Source organism: Maledivibacter sp., from assembly GCA_025210375.1.
Taxonomy (GTDB): Bacteria; Bacillota; Clostridia; order Peptostreptococcales; family Caminicellaceae; genus JAOASB01.
The window spans coordinates 315191-333818 of record JAOASB010000029.1 but is presented as its reverse complement, the minus strand read 5'-3'; the positions used below and the strand labels follow the sequence as shown (position 1 = coordinate 333818).

The 18628-nt window shown below is 33.8% G+C and carries 15 protein-coding genes; 14 read left to right on the top strand and 1 reads right to left on the bottom strand.

From position 1 onward, the window contains the following. Positions 1-79: 79 nt before the first annotated feature. Positions 80-2212, top strand: a complete 2133-nt coding sequence (locus N4A68_11025; GenBank protein ID MCT4564827.1) for an LTA synthase family protein — start codon at positions 80-82, stop codon at positions 2210-2212. 149 nt (positions 2213-2361) lie between these two features. Here N4A68_11025 and N4A68_11020 read toward each other — a convergent pair whose 3' ends face one another. Then, positions 2362-3918, bottom strand: coding sequence for an ATP-binding cassette domain-containing protein (locus N4A68_11020; GenBank protein MCT4564826.1), 1557 nt, complete (start codon positions 3916-3918; stop codon positions 2362-2364). 265 nt (positions 3919-4183) lie between these two features. Here N4A68_11020 and N4A68_11015 point away from each other — a divergent pair, with 265 nt between their 5' ends. From N4A68_11015 to N4A68_10955, 13 genes are all read left to right on the top strand, one after another. Beyond that, positions 4184-4753 carry a PadR family transcriptional regulator gene (locus tag N4A68_11015; protein ID MCT4564825.1) on the top strand — a complete coding sequence of 190 codons (570 nt, stop codon included), beginning with the start codon at positions 4184-4186 and terminating at the stop codon, positions 4751-4753. Between the two features lie 230 nt (positions 4754-4983). Beyond that, positions 4984-6243: an acyl-CoA thioesterase/BAAT N-terminal domain-containing protein gene (locus tag N4A68_11010; GenBank protein ID MCT4564824.1), complete on the top strand. Its 1260-nt coding sequence runs from the start codon at positions 4984-4986 to the stop codon at positions 6241-6243. Positions 6244-6339: 96 nt separating this feature from the next. Then, a complete protein-coding gene (locus N4A68_11005) occupies positions 6340-6471 on the top strand; it encodes a hypothetical protein (protein MCT4564823.1) in 132 nt (43 codons plus the stop codon). Positions 6472-6873: 402 nt separating this feature from the next. Further along, positions 6874-7584 (top strand): purine-nucleoside phosphorylase, encoded by a 711-nt coding sequence (deoD, locus tag N4A68_11000; GenBank protein ID MCT4564822.1) that lies wholly within the window; start codon positions 6874-6876, stop codon positions 7582-7584. 131 nt (positions 7585-7715) lie between these two features. Beyond that, positions 7716-8810, top strand: coding sequence for a hypothetical protein (locus N4A68_10995; GenBank protein ID MCT4564821.1), 1095 nt, complete (start codon positions 7716-7718; stop codon positions 8808-8810). A gap of 268 nt (positions 8811-9078) precedes the next feature. Further along, positions 9079-10122, top strand: a complete 1044-nt coding sequence (locus N4A68_10990) for a M42 family metallopeptidase (GenBank protein ID MCT4564820.1) — start codon at positions 9079-9081, stop codon at positions 10120-10122. Positions 10123-10379: 257 nt separating this feature from the next. Beyond that, positions 10380-11411 carry a LacI family transcriptional regulator gene (locus N4A68_10985; GenBank protein MCT4564819.1) on the top strand — a complete coding sequence of 344 codons (1032 nt, stop codon included), beginning with the start codon at positions 10380-10382 and terminating at the stop codon, positions 11409-11411. Positions 11412-11533: 122 nt separating this feature from the next. Beyond that, positions 11534-12667 (top strand): BMP family ABC transporter substrate-binding protein, encoded by a 1134-nt coding sequence (locus N4A68_10980; GenBank protein ID MCT4564818.1) that lies wholly within the window; start codon positions 11534-11536, stop codon positions 12665-12667. Between the two features lie 70 nt (positions 12668-12737). Beyond that, complete coding sequence (locus N4A68_10975; GenBank protein ID MCT4564817.1) at positions 12738-14291, top strand: ABC transporter ATP-binding protein; 1554 nt, start codon at positions 12738-12740, stop codon at positions 14289-14291. Beyond that, complete coding sequence (locus N4A68_10970; protein ID MCT4564816.1) at positions 14284-15333, top strand: ABC transporter permease; 1050 nt, start codon at positions 14284-14286, stop codon at positions 15331-15333. Before N4A68_10975 ends, N4A68_10970 begins: the two co-directional genes overlap by 8 nt. After that, entirely contained in the window at positions 15326-16249 is a 924-nt protein-coding gene (locus N4A68_10965; protein MCT4564815.1) for an ABC transporter permease, read from the top strand. The genes N4A68_10970 and N4A68_10965 overlap by 8 nt, the downstream gene beginning before the upstream one ends. Positions 16250-16252: 3 nt before the next feature. Beyond that, entirely contained in the window at positions 16253-17188 is a 936-nt protein-coding gene (locus N4A68_10960; GenBank protein ID MCT4564814.1) for a nucleoside hydrolase, read from the top strand. A gap of 51 nt (positions 17189-17239) precedes the next feature. After that, on the top strand, positions 17240-18628 hold the full coding sequence (locus N4A68_10955; GenBank protein ID MCT4564813.1) for an ADP-ribosylglycohydrolase family protein: 1389 nt from the start codon (positions 17240-17242) through the stop codon (positions 18626-18628).

Here is an 18628-nt window from a genome sequence, read left to right as displayed (position 1 = left end):
TTGACAGCTATTGATTTGAATAATAAATAAGAGTAAACTTATATAGTTAATTTACTTTTCGGTTATATAGGAGGATACTATGTTTACAAGACTTAAAATAGTTGATGAAATAAAGAAATATAAATATGAATATATTATTACCTTAATATTTTCTATTTTACTTTATATGGGTAGTGAGATTATTTCTAGAAAGAGTATATTTTCAACACTAAAGGCTTCAATATTTCATCCACTTTACTTTATAATGTCAATAATCTTTATTTTTGCTTTAAATATTACTTTAGGAACGATATTTTTTAATTGCAGACTAGGAAATATATTGACAATGATGATTATTTTACCAATTAGTATTTTAAATGTCATCAAGTATGATCTAAGAGGTATTCCGCTTATTCCCAGTGATGTTTTTTTATTTAATGAAGCCCAAAATATAACAAATGCTGTTAATATGTCAAAATACATAGTGTATTTTATACTTATAGCCTTGGCGATGATAATTACTATCTATAAATTAAAAGAAATCATGTATAAGGATTTCACAAAAAAATTAATGGTTTTAAATCTAGCTGTAAGTTTGATGATTGTTATTTTAGTTACAAATTCCAGCGTTGCTGAAGCTGGGGATTATTCTTCAAAGGGATTTATATTGAATTTTTCTTCTCAATTTAATAATAAAAGAATTAGTGAAGGCCCAATACATGACCGTATATTTATAGAGGGGATAATAAAGGAAAATAAGAGGTATTTTAATAGGTTTTCTTCAAATAAGAAGGATACAGAAAATGTTAAGCCAAATATTATTGTAATTATGAATGAAGCCTATTGGGATGTTAATCTATTGAAGAATGCAGAAATTACTCCAAATCCCATGAAGGATTTTGAAGAATTGAGGAAGGAAAGCATTTATGGCATGATGGAGTCTCCAGTTTATGCTGGTGGGACTGCTAATACTGAATTTGAGGTATTAACTGGTTTATCCACCCATTATTTTGAGAACGGATATATGTTGTATCCCAATGAGGTGAAGGCACCTCTCATGTCCCTGGCTAGTGTTTTGAAAAATCAAGGATATGAGACTACAGCTATTCATCCCCATATGGGGTGGTATTACAATAGAAATGAAGTATATAAGCATCTTGGGTTTGATGATTTTCTGAGTGTTGAATATCTTGTTGCCCCCGAGAAAAAGGGTTACTATATTTCCGATGAGGCGGTAACTGACTTAATGATTGACCAGATTAAAAAATCCAAGGAGCCACAGTTCATTTTTTCAGTGACGATGCAGAATCATGGGCCCTATGATGATTATAGATATAATGAAGATAATATGAATATTGAGATAAAAGGAAATTTAGATAACGAAGGCAAGCAAATACTGAAAACATACTCACAGGGGATATATGATGCTAATAAAGCATTAAAAAAGTTGATTGACTATTTAAGGAATGATGATCAGCCAACTATGGTACTTTTTTTTGGAGATCATCTTCCCCTATTAGGTGAAGACTTAAAGGTATATAGGGATAGCGGATATTACACTGAAGATAAACCATATACGGAAAACTATATAAAGACGATGTCAACACCATTCATATTATGGTCTAATACTACAGAAGAATCACAGAATCTTGGATTGTTTGATTCCTTGTTTTTAGGGCCTTATTTACTTGATAAGGCTGGGGTAGATATGCCTAATTATTATAAATATTTATTTCATACTAGTAAAGAAATTTCAGCTATAAATAAGCATTTTGTGACGGATAAGAAGGGGCATTACTTTAACAGGACTGGAGAAACAAAAGAGTATGAAAAATATAATAAACAAATAAAGGCTTTGCAATTCGATATTATGTATGGTGAAAAAATGATAGAAGAAGATTATAGCAGATGGGTAATTGAAGATAATAGTTCCTATAGGAAGGATTCAAACAACATTAGGATTGATACTGTATTTAAAAAAGATGATGATTTGATTATACAAGGTAATAATTTGTATCCAACGGGAACTTTGTATATTAATAATAAAGATATAGAATTTGAATTCATCAATATTAATAAATTGATTGTAAGGGAGTATAAATCAAAGGTTGATAACAGTGATATCAAAGTACAATATAAGCTGATTGATACAAATGAAAATACTCTTGCCATGACTAAGATGTTTAACTATGTGAAAAATGAAGATATCTTTACTGACAATAAAGATAAATAATTCAAATATATAGATTTCCCAAAATTAAAGTTTTGACTGAAATCTCTATAATAATTGAAATGACCTGTTTATTTTTGAATATGCCTAATATGATAAAATAAAAAATGGAGCTGGCTCAAAGGATAATTCCTTGAGCTTAGCTCCTTCTTTTATACTATCTTAGTTGTCCATGCTTCGCAGTTCCAAATATCCGTTACAACATCCCTATAAAATTCCGGTTCATGGCATATTAAAAGTAGGCTGCCAGTATATTCTTTAAGGGCACGTTTAAGCTCTTCTTTAGCATCAACATCAAGATGGTTGGTTGGCTCATCTAGAACAAGAAAATTAGTTTCCCTGTTGATAAGCTTACATAAACGAACTTTAGCTTGTTCTCCACCGCTTAACACAAGGATTTTACTTTCTATGTGCTTTGTTGTTAATCCACATTTTGCAAGGGCAGCACGAACCTCGTATTGAGTATATCCAGGGAATTCATGCCAAACCTCTTCAATGCAAGTATTGTAGTTAGATTCCTTAATTTCCTGCTCAAAGTAACCTATGTGGAGATAGTCCCCTAGCTTAGTAGAGCCAGAAATAGTTTTGATTTCTCCGAGAATGCTTTTAAGGAGTGTTGTTTTACCAAGGCCATTGGCTCCAATTAATGCAATTTTTTGCCCACGCTCCATACGTAGATTTAAAGGATTTGAAAGGGGCTCATTATAACCTATAATAAGGTCCTTTGTTTCAAAAACCAATTTGCCCGAGGTTCTAGCTTTTTTAAAGTTGAACTCTGGCTTAGGTTTTTCCCTTGCTAATTCAATTTTGTCCATCTTATCAAGCTTTTTCTGTCTAGACATTGCCATGTTTCTAGTAGCTACCCTAGCTTTATTCCTAGCAACGAAGTCCTTAAGCTCAGAAATTTCCTGTTGTTGTTTTTTATATGCAGCTTCAAGCTGTCGTTTTTTGGCTTCGTAAATATTAGTAAAATTGTCATAGTCACCAACATAACGATTAAGCTGCTGGTTTTCCATATGATAAATTAAGTTTATTACGCTGTTGAGGAATGGAATATCATGGGATATAAGTATAAAGGCATTTTCATATTCTTGGAGATAACGCTTTAACCATTCTATATGTTGTTCATCTAGATAGTTTGTAGGCTCATCCAAGAGAAGAATATCTGGTTTTTCAAGTAATAGCTTTGCAAGAAGTACCTTTGTTCTTTGTCCTCCACTTAGATCATTAACATCTTTATCAAGGCCTATGTCCTTTAATCCTAACCCTCTCCCGATTTCTTCAACCTTTGAGTCTATTATATAGAAGTCATTATTGGTTAAGACATCTTGAATTGTACCCATATCCTCAAGCATCTGTTCAAGCTCCTCGGGAGTGGCTTCAGCCATCTTATTACATATATCATTCATTTCAGCTTCTAGGTCGAAAAGATACTTAAAGGCTGTTTTTAGCACATCACGAATTGTAATACCCTTTTCAAGTGCTGTATGTTGGTCGAGATATCCAACCCTCACACGCTTTGACCATTCTATGTTTCCATCATCGGGCTCCAGCTTTCCCGTTATGATGTTCATAAAAGTAGATTTTCCTTCACCATTAGCTCCAATTAGCCCAATATGTTCACCTTTTAAAAGTCTGAAGGAAACATCATGAAAAATTGCACGATCCCCAAATCCATGACTTAGCTTTTTTACTGTTAATATACTCATTTTATGCTCCTTTACTTAATAGCTTTTATAAATGTATTAAAAAAATATGGACATACACAGTCTATTATATAATAAGTTAGTTAATATTTTAAAGTAAAAGATTATACCTAGATTATTTATAGTCAATTTAGGAATTGATGAAGCTTTACAAAAATATAGAAAGGAAATATTAGCACAAAGGAAATGAGCTTGAAAGTTATGCCATGGTAGTTTATAATATAGTTAAATTTAAGTATTAAATATTAACTATACTTGGAGGAGAAAAATGTCAAGAATAATAGTTTTAGGATTGCTGTCAAAGCATCCTATGCATGGATATGAGATACAACAGATTCTACAAAAAGAACGTGTAGATTTATGGACTAATCTTTTGCCCAATTCAATTTATCATGCACTAAGGCAGATGGATAAAGAGGGACTAATAAAGGTTCACAGCAAGGAAGAAAGAGGGCATAGGGTTCGTGTTATATATGAGATTACAGAAGCTGGTAAGAAGGAATTTAAAATCCTTTTAAAGGAAGCCCTAAAAACTCCTTCCCGTAAGTTTCCTTCATCATTATACACTTCACTTTCCTTCCTAAATGAAATAACTGAAGACGAAGTAAGTGCTGCTATTCAAAATCATATTGATGATTTAGAAAAGGATATTATAGCTTGGAGACATGGGGAGGAAAAGAAAATAGAATACTCTGAAGCTCCCAATATTCTAAAAGCTATATTTAGCAATGGAATAGAGCATATGGAGTCTGATTTAAGGCTTTTATATTATATCAAAGACCATATTAAAGAACTCAGATATATTGCAGAGGAATATTCTAGTAAAGGTGAATTATAATTCACCTTAGGCTGCCTAAAAACCCGAATTTCTTCGTTGTTGCTTCAACCCAGAACCCTTACGTATGTCTGTATACGCTACGGCCTCTGGGTTTCAGCACGCCTCGAACTTCAGATTGTTAGGCAGCCTAGCATCTTGTTGACTTTGTCAACAATCTGAGGTGAATTATAATTCACCTTTATTTTTAAAATGGATAGTTAAATTTAACTATTATAAAAGGAGAGATTACAATGAAAGGTAAAATTAATATTTCAAGTAAATACAATATGATTGATGATAAGCTACAAATCAGCATAAATGGGTTGCAGCCCTTTCAAGAGATAAAGCTTGAAGCTGAAGCAAAGGATGATATGGGACGTAATTGGATGGCTTTTGGAATCTTTGTAGCAGATGAAGAGGGAAATATAGACCTAAGTAAGGATAGACCAACAAATGGAAGCTATAGGGATTGTGACCCATCTGGACTTTTATGGTCAATGACATTACAAGAAAAAGCTCCATCCTATCCTCCAATGTTTTTAAAAATGAGTACTTCTTCCCATGAAGTCACATTCCGTCTATTATATGAAGGTATAATTCAAGACGAAGAAGTTATAGATGTGAATTTTACTGATATTGATACAGAAATGATAACCCTTGATAAAAATTTTATAGGAAAACTCTTTACACCAAAGGAAAAGAATAATTTGCCAGCATTGATAGTTCTAGGAGGTTCTAGTGGTGGATTTATGTGGTCAGAGCAGATAGCTGCTTTACTTAGTTCAAGAGGTTACGCAGCACTTGCTTTAAGCTATTTTGACTATCAGGGCAACTATGGTTTACCTAATGAACTTATTGAAATTCCATTGGAGTATATTGAGAATGCATTAGAATATTTAAGTAATCACCAAGCTATTAACTCAAATAAAATTGGAATGATAGGTATATCTAAAGGAGCCGAACTGTCACTACTTTTTAGTTCTCTTACTTCTCAACAGTTGGCAGCGGTAATAGGATATGTACCTTCATCCCATGTGTTTCAAGGAATTTCTATGGGAGATAATAAGGCAAAATCGTCATGGACTTATAAAGAAGAACCTTTAAGTTATATTAATTATCCAAAGGGTGTAGTATTTACAATGGATATGAATGCTTCCACATTATGTAATATCCATGAAAGAGCTTTGCAGGAAGTCGATAGTGAGCAGATGAAAGCTGCCGAGATAAAAGTAGAAAACATAAATTGCCCGTTGCTACTTATTTCTGGAGAAAAGGATGCCACTTGGCCTTCATACAAGATGTGTAAAGCTATAACAAAATCTTTAAAGGACAATAAACATTCTAATAAGGTAGAGCATATAAACTTTCCAGCCATGGGTCATGCTTTCTTTATTCCTAATCTACCTCCAATTATAGATAGTCCATTAGTTACGGCTCAGGACGCAGCAAAAGCCAATAGAGAAGCATGGAATTCTGTATTACAATTCTTAGATCAATACATGAATGAATAATCTGGACTTAGAACAAATAATTATACAGCTATTGTATACTTCAAACTAGGTATAATTGCATGTATAGGTGAGAAGTATGGGGATGCATATAGGCTGTTGGGAAAAGCTAAGGAATTAAAGCCAAAGCAACTATTGATTGAGAAAATATCGGAACTCGAATCAATATTACATGATCAAAAAGATTCAGATAAAAACTTAGTAATGGAGCATCTTAATAAAACCATATAAACCAACATTATTTATAGATATTTCAGTTAAACAGTTAATTTATAAACATCAAAAATCCCTAGAATCATCGGATATTTTGATATATATAAATTAAGTTTAACTTTGGGAAATCTATACAATAGGTTTCAAATTAATGGGGAATATAATAAAGAATATCTATATGGTGACAAGTACAGTACTTTATCATATAATATGAATAGGGGCTGTCTAAAAAGACAATCCCTTTTATTCAGCCCCGGGGTATTTCAGTATGAATAGAGCTGTAGGTTTTGGGATTGCACTGATTTGATTAGTATTTATGTAGGTGCTAAGTCCATGGTATTTCAAATAGCGAAGAAATTTGTCATTCTGAGACACCCCCGCTAAAAACATTTTAAAGGAAAATAAGGGAGGAAAATTAAAATGTCAAAAAGCACACCACATATAAAATCAGACAATATCAAAATAGCTGAAACGGTTCTGCTACCAGGAGACCCATTACGTGCTAAATACATAGCAGATAACTTTTTAGAGAATGTTGTGCAGTTTAATGCTGTACGTAATATGTTTGGCTATACTGGTACATATAAAGGGAAAGAAATTTCTGTAATGGGTAGCGGTATGGGAATGCCTAGTATAGGGATTTATTCTTGGGAATTGATTAATGTTTTTGGTGTAAAGAACTTAATCCGTATTGGTTCATGTGGAGCCCTACAGGAAAATTTAAAGTTATATGATGTTATTTTTGGAATAGGGGCGTCAACAAATTCTAATTATGCTGCCCAATATGAATTGCCTGGAACCTTAGCACCAATTGCATCTTGGAAGCTATTAGATAAAGCTAAGAAGATTGCTGATGAAAAAAATATAGATGTTCATGTTGGAAATATACTATCTAGTGATATTTTCTATGGAGATAATCCTGATGCAATAATGAAGTGGAAGAAAATGGGCATATTAGGAGTGGAAATGGAAGCCGCTGCGTTGTATATGAATGCTGCACGTGCTGGGGTCAATGCTTTATGTATACTAACAGTAAGTGATCATATTTTAACCCATGAAGAAACTACTCCAGAAGAAAGACAAACTGCATTTACAAAAATGATGGAGATAGCTTTAGAACTAGCGGAATAAATAACGTGTAGTTAATAAATATAATTAAAGAGTCTGCCGAAGTAACTTATTATTAAAGATTACTTTAGCAGGCTTTTAATTATTTGCTTAATATTATTTTAGGAAACAAATTAGTTTGGAGGCGAGAATTATTGAATAAGAAATCATTCTTAACAATAGGTTTTGTTATTGTATTAATTATTTTATTAACATTCATATATAATAATAAATTATTAAAGCTAAATAATGAAAAACAGTCACATATTGATGATAAACAATATGAACAGGTCATAAGCAGTGATGTCGTAACTTTAAAGGACGTTGAAAAATACTTACAAGATATTGAAATGCATTGTGAAGAAATAGAAAAACGAGAAACGAATGGTGACTTTGATGGTGCCCTTGTAATTGCAGGGAAAAAATTAGGAGCTACGGGGGATAGCTTATTTGAAAAACTAAGTTCTGGAGAGACTTGGCCAGAAAGAACAAGATATTTTACTAGAAATGAAATCAATTTAAATAATATAGATAATCCTATTATAGCTATCGATTTGGTTAATCAATATAAAAATACCGGTAAAATGCTTATATTTAATAAATATAATGGAGAATACTGTTATATAGGAAGTATCGATTATGGAGATTTTTTTTCCGAGAAGCATGCAAGCTTTGAGGTTATAGATAATTGGATAGTTGTTAAAAAGCTAGTGGGACGTGGTACCGGTGAACATATAGTAAATGAAATATGGTATCGTATAGAAAACAATAAAATTGTAAAGGATCTGGAATATTTATCTGATGCTTGGATTGATCTACCGCCAAGTTACGATTTTCCAATACAAGTTTATGAAGAAAATAAAAAAATTATAAGTGATGATGATAGCTTTGTTGTTAAAGTCAATTATGAAGTATCATTTGTAATATATAATAATTATTTAAAATCCAAGGATAATAAAGTAACAGTAGATTATGCTAATGCTAAGACAACAGTTGAATACTCATGGGATTTTGAAAACAAAAGATTTGATCCATCTAGGTTTAAAGAAGTTGAAGACTGGCTGTACGAAGTTCATAATCTAAATGCCGATGTATTTGAAAAGATACTACAGGAGAACTATGAAAAATTAAAGACGATAGCTCAAAACGGTGATGAAATGGACAAACAATATTTAAATCACTTATTAAAGCGATGTAAAGATGGTAAAAACAAATCAAATATTATGAAATTGATAGAACAACAGAATTAAATGAAAGAATATATGGAAAATATTTTATATTCAGCAATAAACAAATCAATAATAGAGGAAATTGCATAACTCTTACTTGGCTAAGCCTGATATGGGAATATCATCCTATATTTAATTGCTTAAGATATAAGCATATTTGATGGTATAGTTCTTAAGGTTTTTTAACTATATATAGTAGATAGTTTTTGCAGAAGGTAATTATGCAATTTGCTCAATATATTGATATAATAGAAATGTTGAGAATAATTAAACTTTTTAGGAGGTATTTATGGAATATACAATCAATAAAGACTATTTGCAAGAGGTAATAAAAATGCTTTTAACAACCCCAAGCCCCAGTGGCTTTTGTAATGAAATAATGGGGAAAATTGAAGAAAAAGTCAAGGGCTTAGGCTATAACTTTGAAAGAACAAAAAAAGGCTGTGGTGTCATCACAATACCCGGCAAAAATCCAGAATATACGGTTGGACTTTCAGCCCATGTAGATACCCTAGGGGCTATGGTACGTTCCATCAAAGATTCTGGTACCCTTAGATTTACATCTATTGGTGGCTACATGATGTCAACTGTAGAAGGAGAATATTGCAAAGTACATACTAGAAATGGTAAGGTCTATGATGGTACGGTTCTCACCACTCAGCCATCGGTGCATGTATATTCAGAAGCCAGAACTCAAAAGCGTGAAGAAGCTAATATGGAAATACGTATTGATGAGCAGGTAGAGTCTAAAGAAGATGTAGAAGCTTTGGGTATATATACTGGAGATTTTATATCCTTTGATTCTAGAACTGTAATCATGGAAAATGGATTTATTAAGTCAAGGCATTTAGATGATAAGGCTGGGGTAGCTATACTTTTTGGTTTAATGGAGCTTTTAAAATCACATAATATAACTCCACAAAATAATATAAAGATTTTTATTTCCAACTATGAGGAAGTGGGCCATGGATCTGCCTTTATACCCGAGGATATTGATGAGTTTATAGCTATAGATATGGGAGCCATGGGAGATGACTTAAATTGCACCGAAATGCAAGTTTCTATATGTGCCAAGGATTCCTCAGGACCATACGATTATGATATCGTTTCAAAGCTGATTTCAATAGCTAGGGATAAAGATATAGATCATGCCATAGATATATACCCTTACTATGGGTCGGATGCTTCTGCTGCACTTAGGGGTGGGAACAATATAAAAGGAGCCCTTATAGGCCCCGGAGTTCATGCTTCCCATTCTATGGAGCGTACCCATATAGATGCTTTGATAAATACTACCAAGCTATTAACTTTCTATGTGATGGAAAAGAAATAAAATAAATATTTAGAAGCAAAGGGGCTGTCTCAAAGTATGATGCCTTGAGCTTTGCCCTTGGGTGTTTCAGAACTATTCTGAGACACCTTTTTTTTATGCCTTTATATTATAATATTTACCCTCAGATTATTTTAAGGAAAATATTCAAAATTACGTTGACAAATTTCGAGTTTTTTTTTATAATTTGGTTAAACGGTTAACGTAAACGTTTAACTAAACCGTTTACTTAAAATCTCTATACTCTTGGTGGTGATGTTTTGAGAGTTACAATTAAGGATATAGCAAGGCTTGCAAATGTTTCTACTACAACAGTATCTAGAGTTATTAATAACAAGGATGAAGGTGTAGGATCAGAAACTCGAAAAAGGATTCAACAAATAATTAAGGACCTTAATTATAAACCCAGTTCCTTAGCCAGGGGATTAGTTACTAAAAAAACTAAATCAATTGGATTGGTTTTACCAGACATTACAAATCCCTTTTTTCCAGATTTAGCTAGGGGAGTGGAGGATTATTCAGTAAATAAGGGCTACAATGCTTTTTTATGTAATTCTGATAATAATGGGGAAAAGGAAAAGATATATATCAACGCTTTAATGGAGAAGCATGTGGATGGATTAGTTATCACAAGTACACATAATCTTGAAGAAAAACATATCCTAGAACTTATGGAGAATAAGATACCAATAGTAATTCTTGATAGAAGATTTAAATCAAAGGATTTGCATGGAGTTTATACAGATAATTTTTCTGGAGCATATGAAGCCGTGAGGTACCTAATACAAAATGGACATAAAAGTATTGGCTGCATTACAGGCCCATTGGATACTTCGATTTCCAAAGAAAGATTTGAGGGTTACAAAAAAGCTTTAAAGGATAATGGGATCAAATACAATGATAGATTTATAGTCCAATCCAATTTTAAGATTGATGGGGGGATTAAAGCATCGGAAGAGCTGCTTAAGAATAAGGAAATAACCGCAATTTTTGCTTGTAATGACTTAATGGCTTACGGTGTTTATAAGACTGCTAGGAAGTTAAAATTAAATGTACCAGAGGATATATCAGTTATTGGATTTGATGACATTAGCTTATCTCAAATTGTTACTCCTACACTAACCACAGTGAGTCAGCCTGTCTACGAAATGGGATATGAGGCAGCAAAAATGCTTATATCCTTAATAGAAGGTAAGGTGCTTAAAAGAAAGGTTAAAAAGCTTAGTACTAAGCTTGTAGTTAGAGAGAGTACAACTAAAAAAGGGATACAGGGTGATGTAAAGCTAGATTAATGTGAATCAGCTTATTGTACTAGTTAGAATACAAAATACTTATGGATTATTAAGTATTTTGAAATATTACTATGACATTAGTTCAATAAGTAAAAATATTTATATTACATAGGAGGATAAAAATGAAAAAGTTTATTAGTTTAGTTATTTGCTGTACTTTATTTTTCACACTAGCCTTAACCGGATGTGGAAATAGTACAAACACTGATTCAAAGGAAAATGTTGCTAAGGATGGAACAGAGAGTACCGAGGAAAAATTAAAAATTGTATTGCTTATTCCTGGTTTACTTGGGGATAAATCATTCTTTGACTCTGCAAACCATGGTTTAGATATGGTTAAGGAAGAGTTGGGAGCAGAAACTAAGGTTATCGAAATGGGTATTGATAAGACTAAATGGCAGCCGACTTTACTTGATGTATCAGAACAGGATTGGGACATTGTAATTAGTGGTGGATGGGAAATGACAGAGATGTTAAATGAAGCCGCAGAACAATTCACAGATAAAAAATACATAAACTTCGATACTTCAGATGGCGAAACTCCAGATAATTTATATGCCATGTTCTATAAGACTAATGAGGTATCCTTCTTAGCTGGTGCCACAGCGGCTTTAGTTACTACTTCTGATATGCCGTTGGTAAATCCAGAGAAATTAATAGGTTTTCTAGGTGGCATGGATAACCCAGGAATCAATGACTTCTTAGTTGGATATATTGAAGGAGCAAAATATGTAGAGCCGGAAATAAAAGTCGCTGTATCCTATGTAGGTGATTTTGCAAATCCTGCAAAGGGAAAAGAAATGTCGATTTCTCAGTATAATGCCGGTGTAGATATAGGGTTTAATGTTGCTGGTATGACAGGATTAGGTCAATTGGATGCAGCAAAGGAAATAGATAAATATGCTATCGGTGTTGACTCCGATCAAGCTTTATTATTTAAAGATACAGATATCGAAAAATCACAACATATTGTGACTTCCGCACTTAAGAAAATAGATGCTTCTATTTTAAGAGCTGTTAAGAAATATCAAGAAGGTACATTAGAGTTTGGTAAGTATGAAGTTTTAGGATTTAAAGAAGGCGGAATAGGAATCGCTAAGAATGAATTCTATAATGATTTATTAAATGATGAAATGAAGAAGAAGGTTGAAGAAATCGAAGCCAAACTGACTAATGGCGAAATTGAAGTTAAAACAGCATTTGGTCTGGATACAGATCAAATTAATGAAATCCGTAACTCAGTGAAACCTCAATAGTATCTAAAAAGGATTACCTTTCTAATATGAGGTAATCCTTTTTTTAATTCAAGTGACAAGGAGGATATCTATGTCAGAATGCTTGTTAAGAATGGACAAGATAACAAAGGTGTACGACAACGGAGTGGTTGCCAATCAAGATATTGATTTTTCTTTAGTAGAAGGAGAAATCCATGCCCTTGTTGGTGAGAACGGAGCCGGTAAATCTACTCTTATGAAGATTCTTTTTGGAATGGAAAAACCAAGTCAAGGAAACATATTTTTAAAGGATAAAAAGATTGAAATGTCATCCTCCAATGATGCTATAAAATATGGAATTGGTATGGTTCATCAACATTTTATGCTTGTTCCCTCCTTCACAGTGGCTGAAAATATGGTCTTAGGGATGGAACCTAGAAGTGGAATGTTTATTGATGAAGAAGAAGCTATCAAAATCACAGAAGAATTTGGAAAAAAATACAATCTGATTGTTGACCCAAGAGCAAAGGTAGCAGATCTTTCTGTTGGTATGAAACAAAAGATAGAGATATTAAAGGCTTTGTTAAGGGGTGCAAAAATACTTATATTGGATGAACCTACAGCTGTTTTAACACCCCAGGAAACCAAGGCATTATTTGAAGAGCTGATTAATCTGAAGAAAAAAGGACACACCATAGTATTTATTTCCCATAAGCTAAAAGAGGTAAAGGAAATTAGTGATCGGATAACGGTTATGAGAAAGGGAAAGCATGAAGGTGTATTCTATACTAAAGATGTTACGGAGCAGGAAATATCAAAAAAGATGGTTGGACGTGATGTGGTTCTAAAATATGATAAGGAGAAGCATGCCTATGGTAAGACCTTATTAAATGTTGAGAACTTAAACTACACTAATGAAATAAATAAAAAGGTTCTGCAAAATATAAATTTTTCCCTTCGTCAAGGGGAAATTGTAGGAATTGCAGGGGTTGAGGGTAATGGTCAAAGAGAGCTTATTGAAATAATTACTGGAAATAAAAAGATAAAGAATAGTAATATACAGATTATTGGAAGGGAAGTATCCAATCTAAATATAAAGGAAATTCGTGATCTTGGTTTTGGATATATACCCGAGGATCGTATGACACAAGGAACTGCTGGAGATGGAAATATAAAAGAAAATCTAATTGCCAATCAATCGGAAAAAAAAGAGTTTAATAGTGGAGTATTTTTAAATATAAAGAAAATCAATTCCCTATCGGATAAATTGATAGAAGAATTTATGATAAAATGTTCAAATGCCCTACAAAAGATAAGAATGCTATCCGGGGGAAATATTCAAAAAGTAGTTGTGGCTAGGGAATGTGCAACAAAGCCTAAAGTATTAGTGGCAGAACAACCCACAAGAGGGGTTGATATAGGAGCGGCTCATTTCATTCACGAAAAGCTTATTGAACTTAGAGATATAGGTACTGCTATCCTACTTGTTTCAGCGGATTTAAATGAAGTTATAGAATTGAGTGATAGTCTAATTGTTATGTATGAAGGAGAAATAGTTGCATATTTTGATGATACCTCATCAATTACGGAGGAAGAACTGGGACTTTGTATGCTTGGTTTGAATCGTCATTCAGAAGAACAGATAAGGAGGGCAATTCATGGGTAAAGAAACAGTTTTTGAAATAATTAGGACGATAGTTGCCGTTTTTATATCTTTAATCATAGGTTTTGTCATCATATTGTTTATAAGTGATCAACCAATAAAAACCATATCTGATTTTATGTTTGGGCCAATAACATCTATAAGACATTTCGGTAATGTTATAGAGATGGCCATTCCATTAATTTTTGCAGGACTTGCCACTTCAGTTGTATTTCAAGCCAATTTATTTAATCTAGGTGCTGAAGGTATATTTTATTTTAGTGGAGTTGTTGGTGCAGTAGTTGCAATATTTTTTGACCTTCCGGAATTCATACATCCCTTGGCTGCAATATTTGCAGGTGCTTTAGTAGGAGGGTTGATCGGACTGATTCCTGGATATTTGAAGGCTAAATGGAATGCCAATGAATTGGTGACCTCATTGATGTTTAATAGTATATTTTTGGGAATAGGCCTTTATATAGTGAATTATTATCTAAGGGACCCTAATGCTCTTGCTACGGTATCATATAAATTTAAGCAGACCTCCAGACTAGATGTTTTAATTCCCGGCACAAGGATTCATTATGGATTAATACTTGTGACTTTAGCTGTAATATTTACATATTATTTTCTTTATAAAACCAAATGGGGATATGCACTTAGAATGACAGGACTAAATAGGGAATTTGCAGAATACTCTGGGCTGAATGCATTTAAGGTGATCATCTATGCCCATGTTATAGCAGGTATTATAGCAGGTATAGGAGGGACTACTGAGATACTAGGTATGTATAGGAGATTTCAATGGCAGTCATTACCGGGTTATGGATTTGATGGTGCTTTAGTGGCTATGCTGGCTAGAAATAATCCCCTTGGAGTTATTGGTTCAGCCATATTTCTTGCATATATCCGTGTTGGTGCTGATATGATGGCTAGATTGAGTGATGTGCCAGCGGAAATGATAGCTATTATGCAAGCAGTTATTATTTTCTTGATATCAGCGGAAAGATTCCTCCAGATGTGGAGACAACGCATGATGCTAAAGGAGGCAAGAAAAGATGCATAGTTTGTTTGATATAATTTTTTCCGTGGACTTTGGATATGCAGTTCTTCGTGTAACCACTCCAATATTATTTGCGGCATTAGGAGCTGTAGTATCTGATAGAGCCGGTATAGTAAATATAGGACTTGAAGGTACAATGCTTATTTCAGCTTTAATGGGTGTTATTGTAAGTGCATATACTCAAAGTGCTTGGATTGGTTTAATAGGTGCTGTATTAATGGGGGTTTTAGTTGCTGGAGTATTAGCATATTTTACTCTTCATTTTAAAACCCATATCATATTAGGTGGAATTGCCATTAACTTATTCGCTGATGGTGGATCCATATTTATTCTATATTTGCTTACCCATGATAAGGGAACATCTGCATCATTGCCAAGTAAAATATTGCCATCAATAGATATTCCTATTATAGAGAATATACCAATTATAGGGGATATCTTCTCTGGACATAATGTACTGACTTATTTTTCAATAATATCGGTTATACTTATTTACTTCATGTTTAAAAGGACTCCATTAGGATTGAGAATAAAGGCCGTTGGAGAGAACCCAAATGCAGCGGATTCAGTAGGAATAAGTGTCAATAAAACCAGGACTATTGCCTTACTTCTTAGTGGTGCTTTATGCGGATTAGGTGGAGCTTACATGTCCATGGGATATGTATCTTGGTTTTCCCGTAATATGACTGCCGGCCGTGGATGGATAGCATTAGCAGCTGAGGCCATGGGAAGGGGTACAACCATTGGTACTGCACTGACATCCCTATTATTTGGTATGGCTGATGCACTTTCCAATTCATTGGGCTCTTTAAATATACCTGCAGAGTTTGTTCAAATAATTCCTTATGTGGCAACTGTGATAGGTCTAGTAGTATATGCTTCCAAGGAAGCTAGGAAGAAAAAGAAATTGGAGGGATAACTAATGAGAAATATTATCATAGACTGTGATCCTGGACATGATGATGCTATTGCTATTCTAATGGCTTTAGCCCATAGGGATAAATTAAATATTAGGGGTATAACAACGGTTGGAGGGAATCAGACATTAGAAAAAATAACCGATAATGCATTGAAAATTCTTAGTTTTCTAAATGAAGATATAAAGGTGGCAAGGGGAGCTGAAGGCCCATTATTAAGAGAGTTAAGAACTGGTGCTGAGGCCCATGGTGAATCGGGGATGGATGGCCCTATTCTACCAGAAGCTAGATTTGATGCAGTGAAAGAAAATGCCATAGAATTCATGGCGAAAATTATCAAAGAGTCCAGTGAACCGATTACTTTAGTTCCCTTAGGCCCCCTTACAAACATAGCTTTGCTATTGAAATCTTATCCTGAATTAAAGGAGAACATAGAATATATATCTTTAATGGGTGGAGCGTGTTATGGTGGCAATGTAACTCCCTGTGCTGAGTTTAATATATATGTAGACCCTGAAGCAGCAAAAATTGTATTTAATTCAGGCATTCCCATTGCCATGAGTGGTCTAGATGTTACCCATAGGGCTCAAATATTTGATGATGAAATTGCAAAGCTCAAAGGACTAGGTTCAGTTTCTCAGATGGTTGCACAGCTCTTGGATTTTTATTCAATTGCAAGTAAAGGGTTTGGCTTTGAGGGCAGTCCTTTACATGATCCATGTGCAGTGGCATGGCTGTTACGACCGGAAATATTTACGGCCAAAAAATGTCATGTTGATATAGAGACCCATGGAGAATTGACAAGGGGAATGACAGTAGTTGATTGTACAGTGAAGGATTCAAGAAAAGCAAATACAGAAGTTTTATTTGATGTTAATAGAGAAGCTTTTGTGAATATGCTTTTTGAAGCTCTTAAAAAGCTAGATTCAAGAATAGATTAAAAATTTAAGAATTGTAATTTAAAAATTTCCTTTAATATGAGGAGGCGTCATATGAAAGCATGGAAAATTGCAAGGGATATTGTTGCAGATGCAAAGGCAAGAATTGTTATAGAGGATGATAATGATTGGACTATGGAGGATTCTCAAGTTCATGAACTTAATAAGATAAGGACAATATGGAGAAGTGTTGCTCCTGGCTCAGGAGCGCCTTCAAGTCTTATTGCCGGTGCGGTGCAGTCAATTGAAAATATGGGTAGAAATGTTGATGAAGCAGAAAGACTGTTAGAAAAAGGATATAAGCTATATGATGAGGAAAATATCTCAGAACTTACCAAGATCACATCGAAGATATTCTATGAACTGAATAATGCTAAAAAGGATAACAGTTCTAAGTATTGGGACTATAAAATTTATAATTCATGGATAGAATTCAAGGATTCAGTTGATTTCTCTCAAGTAATTAAAGGGGTAGATATTCAAAGTGATGAATTCATGAATAAGGTTTTCAATGGATGGATGGGACAAATTTGTGCAGGTTCCTTCGGTACAGCCCTGGAAGGATATGATAGAAAGACTATTAAGGATACCTTTGGGGAAGTCAGAGAATATTTGAAGAAACCAAGCACATATAATGATGACATCACCTACGAACTAGCCTTCTTAAAAACATTGCTAGAAAAGGGAAAAGAAATTACTTCAAAGGATATTGCTGAAAATTGGGTGGCTATGGTTCCCTTTGGGTGGTCTGCTGAGGATATTGCCTTGAAAAATTTAATGCTGGGTATTTATCCACCTGAGAGTGGATACTTAAATAATCCCTATAGGGAATGGATAGGGGCTCAAATGCGTGGAGGGATTTGTGGAATGGTTGCTCCAGGTAATCCCTATCTTGCAGCTAATTTGGCTTGGATAGACGGAGAAATTTCTCATCACAACAGCGGAATAGTCGGGGAAGTGTTCAATGCAGTAATGACATCCCTATCCTTTGTTGAAGATGATATAAAAATAATTTTAGAAAAAGCCATTAATATGCTTCCAAAGGATAGTGAGTACTATTATGTTGTAGATTTTGCTCTTTCTAAATGCAAGGAGTCCAAGGATTTTGAGAGAGTATTGATCGCATGTGAAAAGGAATTTGAGCAATATAACCTAGTTCATGGCTTCCCAAATGCTGCGATTGAAGTAGTAGCTTTATGGTTTGGTAATGGTGATTTTGATGAAACCATGTTCATTACTGCTATGGCTGGACTAGATGTGGATTGTAATGCTGCACAGGTAGGTAATATAGTTGGTATTATAAATAGTGAAGAGGGATTAGATAAAAAATGGACATTACCCATTGGGGATGATATCAATACCTATGTACGTGGTTTAGAAAAAACAAGCATAAGTCAGTTGACAGAATGGACGGTGGAATGCACCAAAATACTAAGCAGATGA

Bases quoted from the DNA above. Each gene is read 5' to 3' on its own strand.
- N4A68_11025 (MCT4564827.1), top strand. From the start codon at position 80: ATGTTTACAAGACTTAAAATAGTTGATGAAATAAAGAAATATAAATAT.
- N4A68_11020 (MCT4564826.1), bottom strand. From the start codon at position 3,918: ATGAGTATATTAACAGTAAAAAAGCTAAGTCATGGATTTGGGGATCGT.
- N4A68_11015 (MCT4564825.1), top strand. From the start codon at position 4,184: ATGTCAAGAATAATAGTTTTAGGATTGCTGTCAAAGCATCCTATGCAT.
- N4A68_11010 (MCT4564824.1), top strand. From the start codon at position 4,984: ATGAAAGGTAAAATTAATATTTCAAGTAAATACAATATGATTGATGAT.
- deoD (MCT4564822.1), top strand. From the start codon at position 6,874: ATGTCAAAAAGCACACCACATATAAAATCAGACAATATCAAAATAGCT.
- N4A68_10990 (MCT4564820.1), top strand. From the start codon at position 9,079: ATGGAATATACAATCAATAAAGACTATTTGCAAGAGGTAATAAAAATG.
- N4A68_10980 (MCT4564818.1), top strand. From the start codon at position 11,534: ATGAAAAAGTTTATTAGTTTAGTTATTTGCTGTACTTTATTTTTCACA.
- N4A68_10975 (MCT4564817.1), top strand. From the start codon at position 12,738: ATGTCAGAATGCTTGTTAAGAATGGACAAGATAACAAAGGTGTACGAC.
- N4A68_10970 (MCT4564816.1), top strand. From the start codon at position 14,284: ATGGGTAAAGAAACAGTTTTTGAAATAATTAGGACGATAGTTGCCGTT.
- N4A68_10965 (MCT4564815.1), top strand. From the start codon at position 15,326: ATGCATAGTTTGTTTGATATAATTTTTTCCGTGGACTTTGGATATGCA.
- N4A68_10960 (MCT4564814.1), top strand. From the start codon at position 16,253: ATGAGAAATATTATCATAGACTGTGATCCTGGACATGATGATGCTATT.
- N4A68_10955 (MCT4564813.1), top strand. From the start codon at position 17,240: ATGAAAGCATGGAAAATTGCAAGGGATATTGTTGCAGATGCAAAGGCA.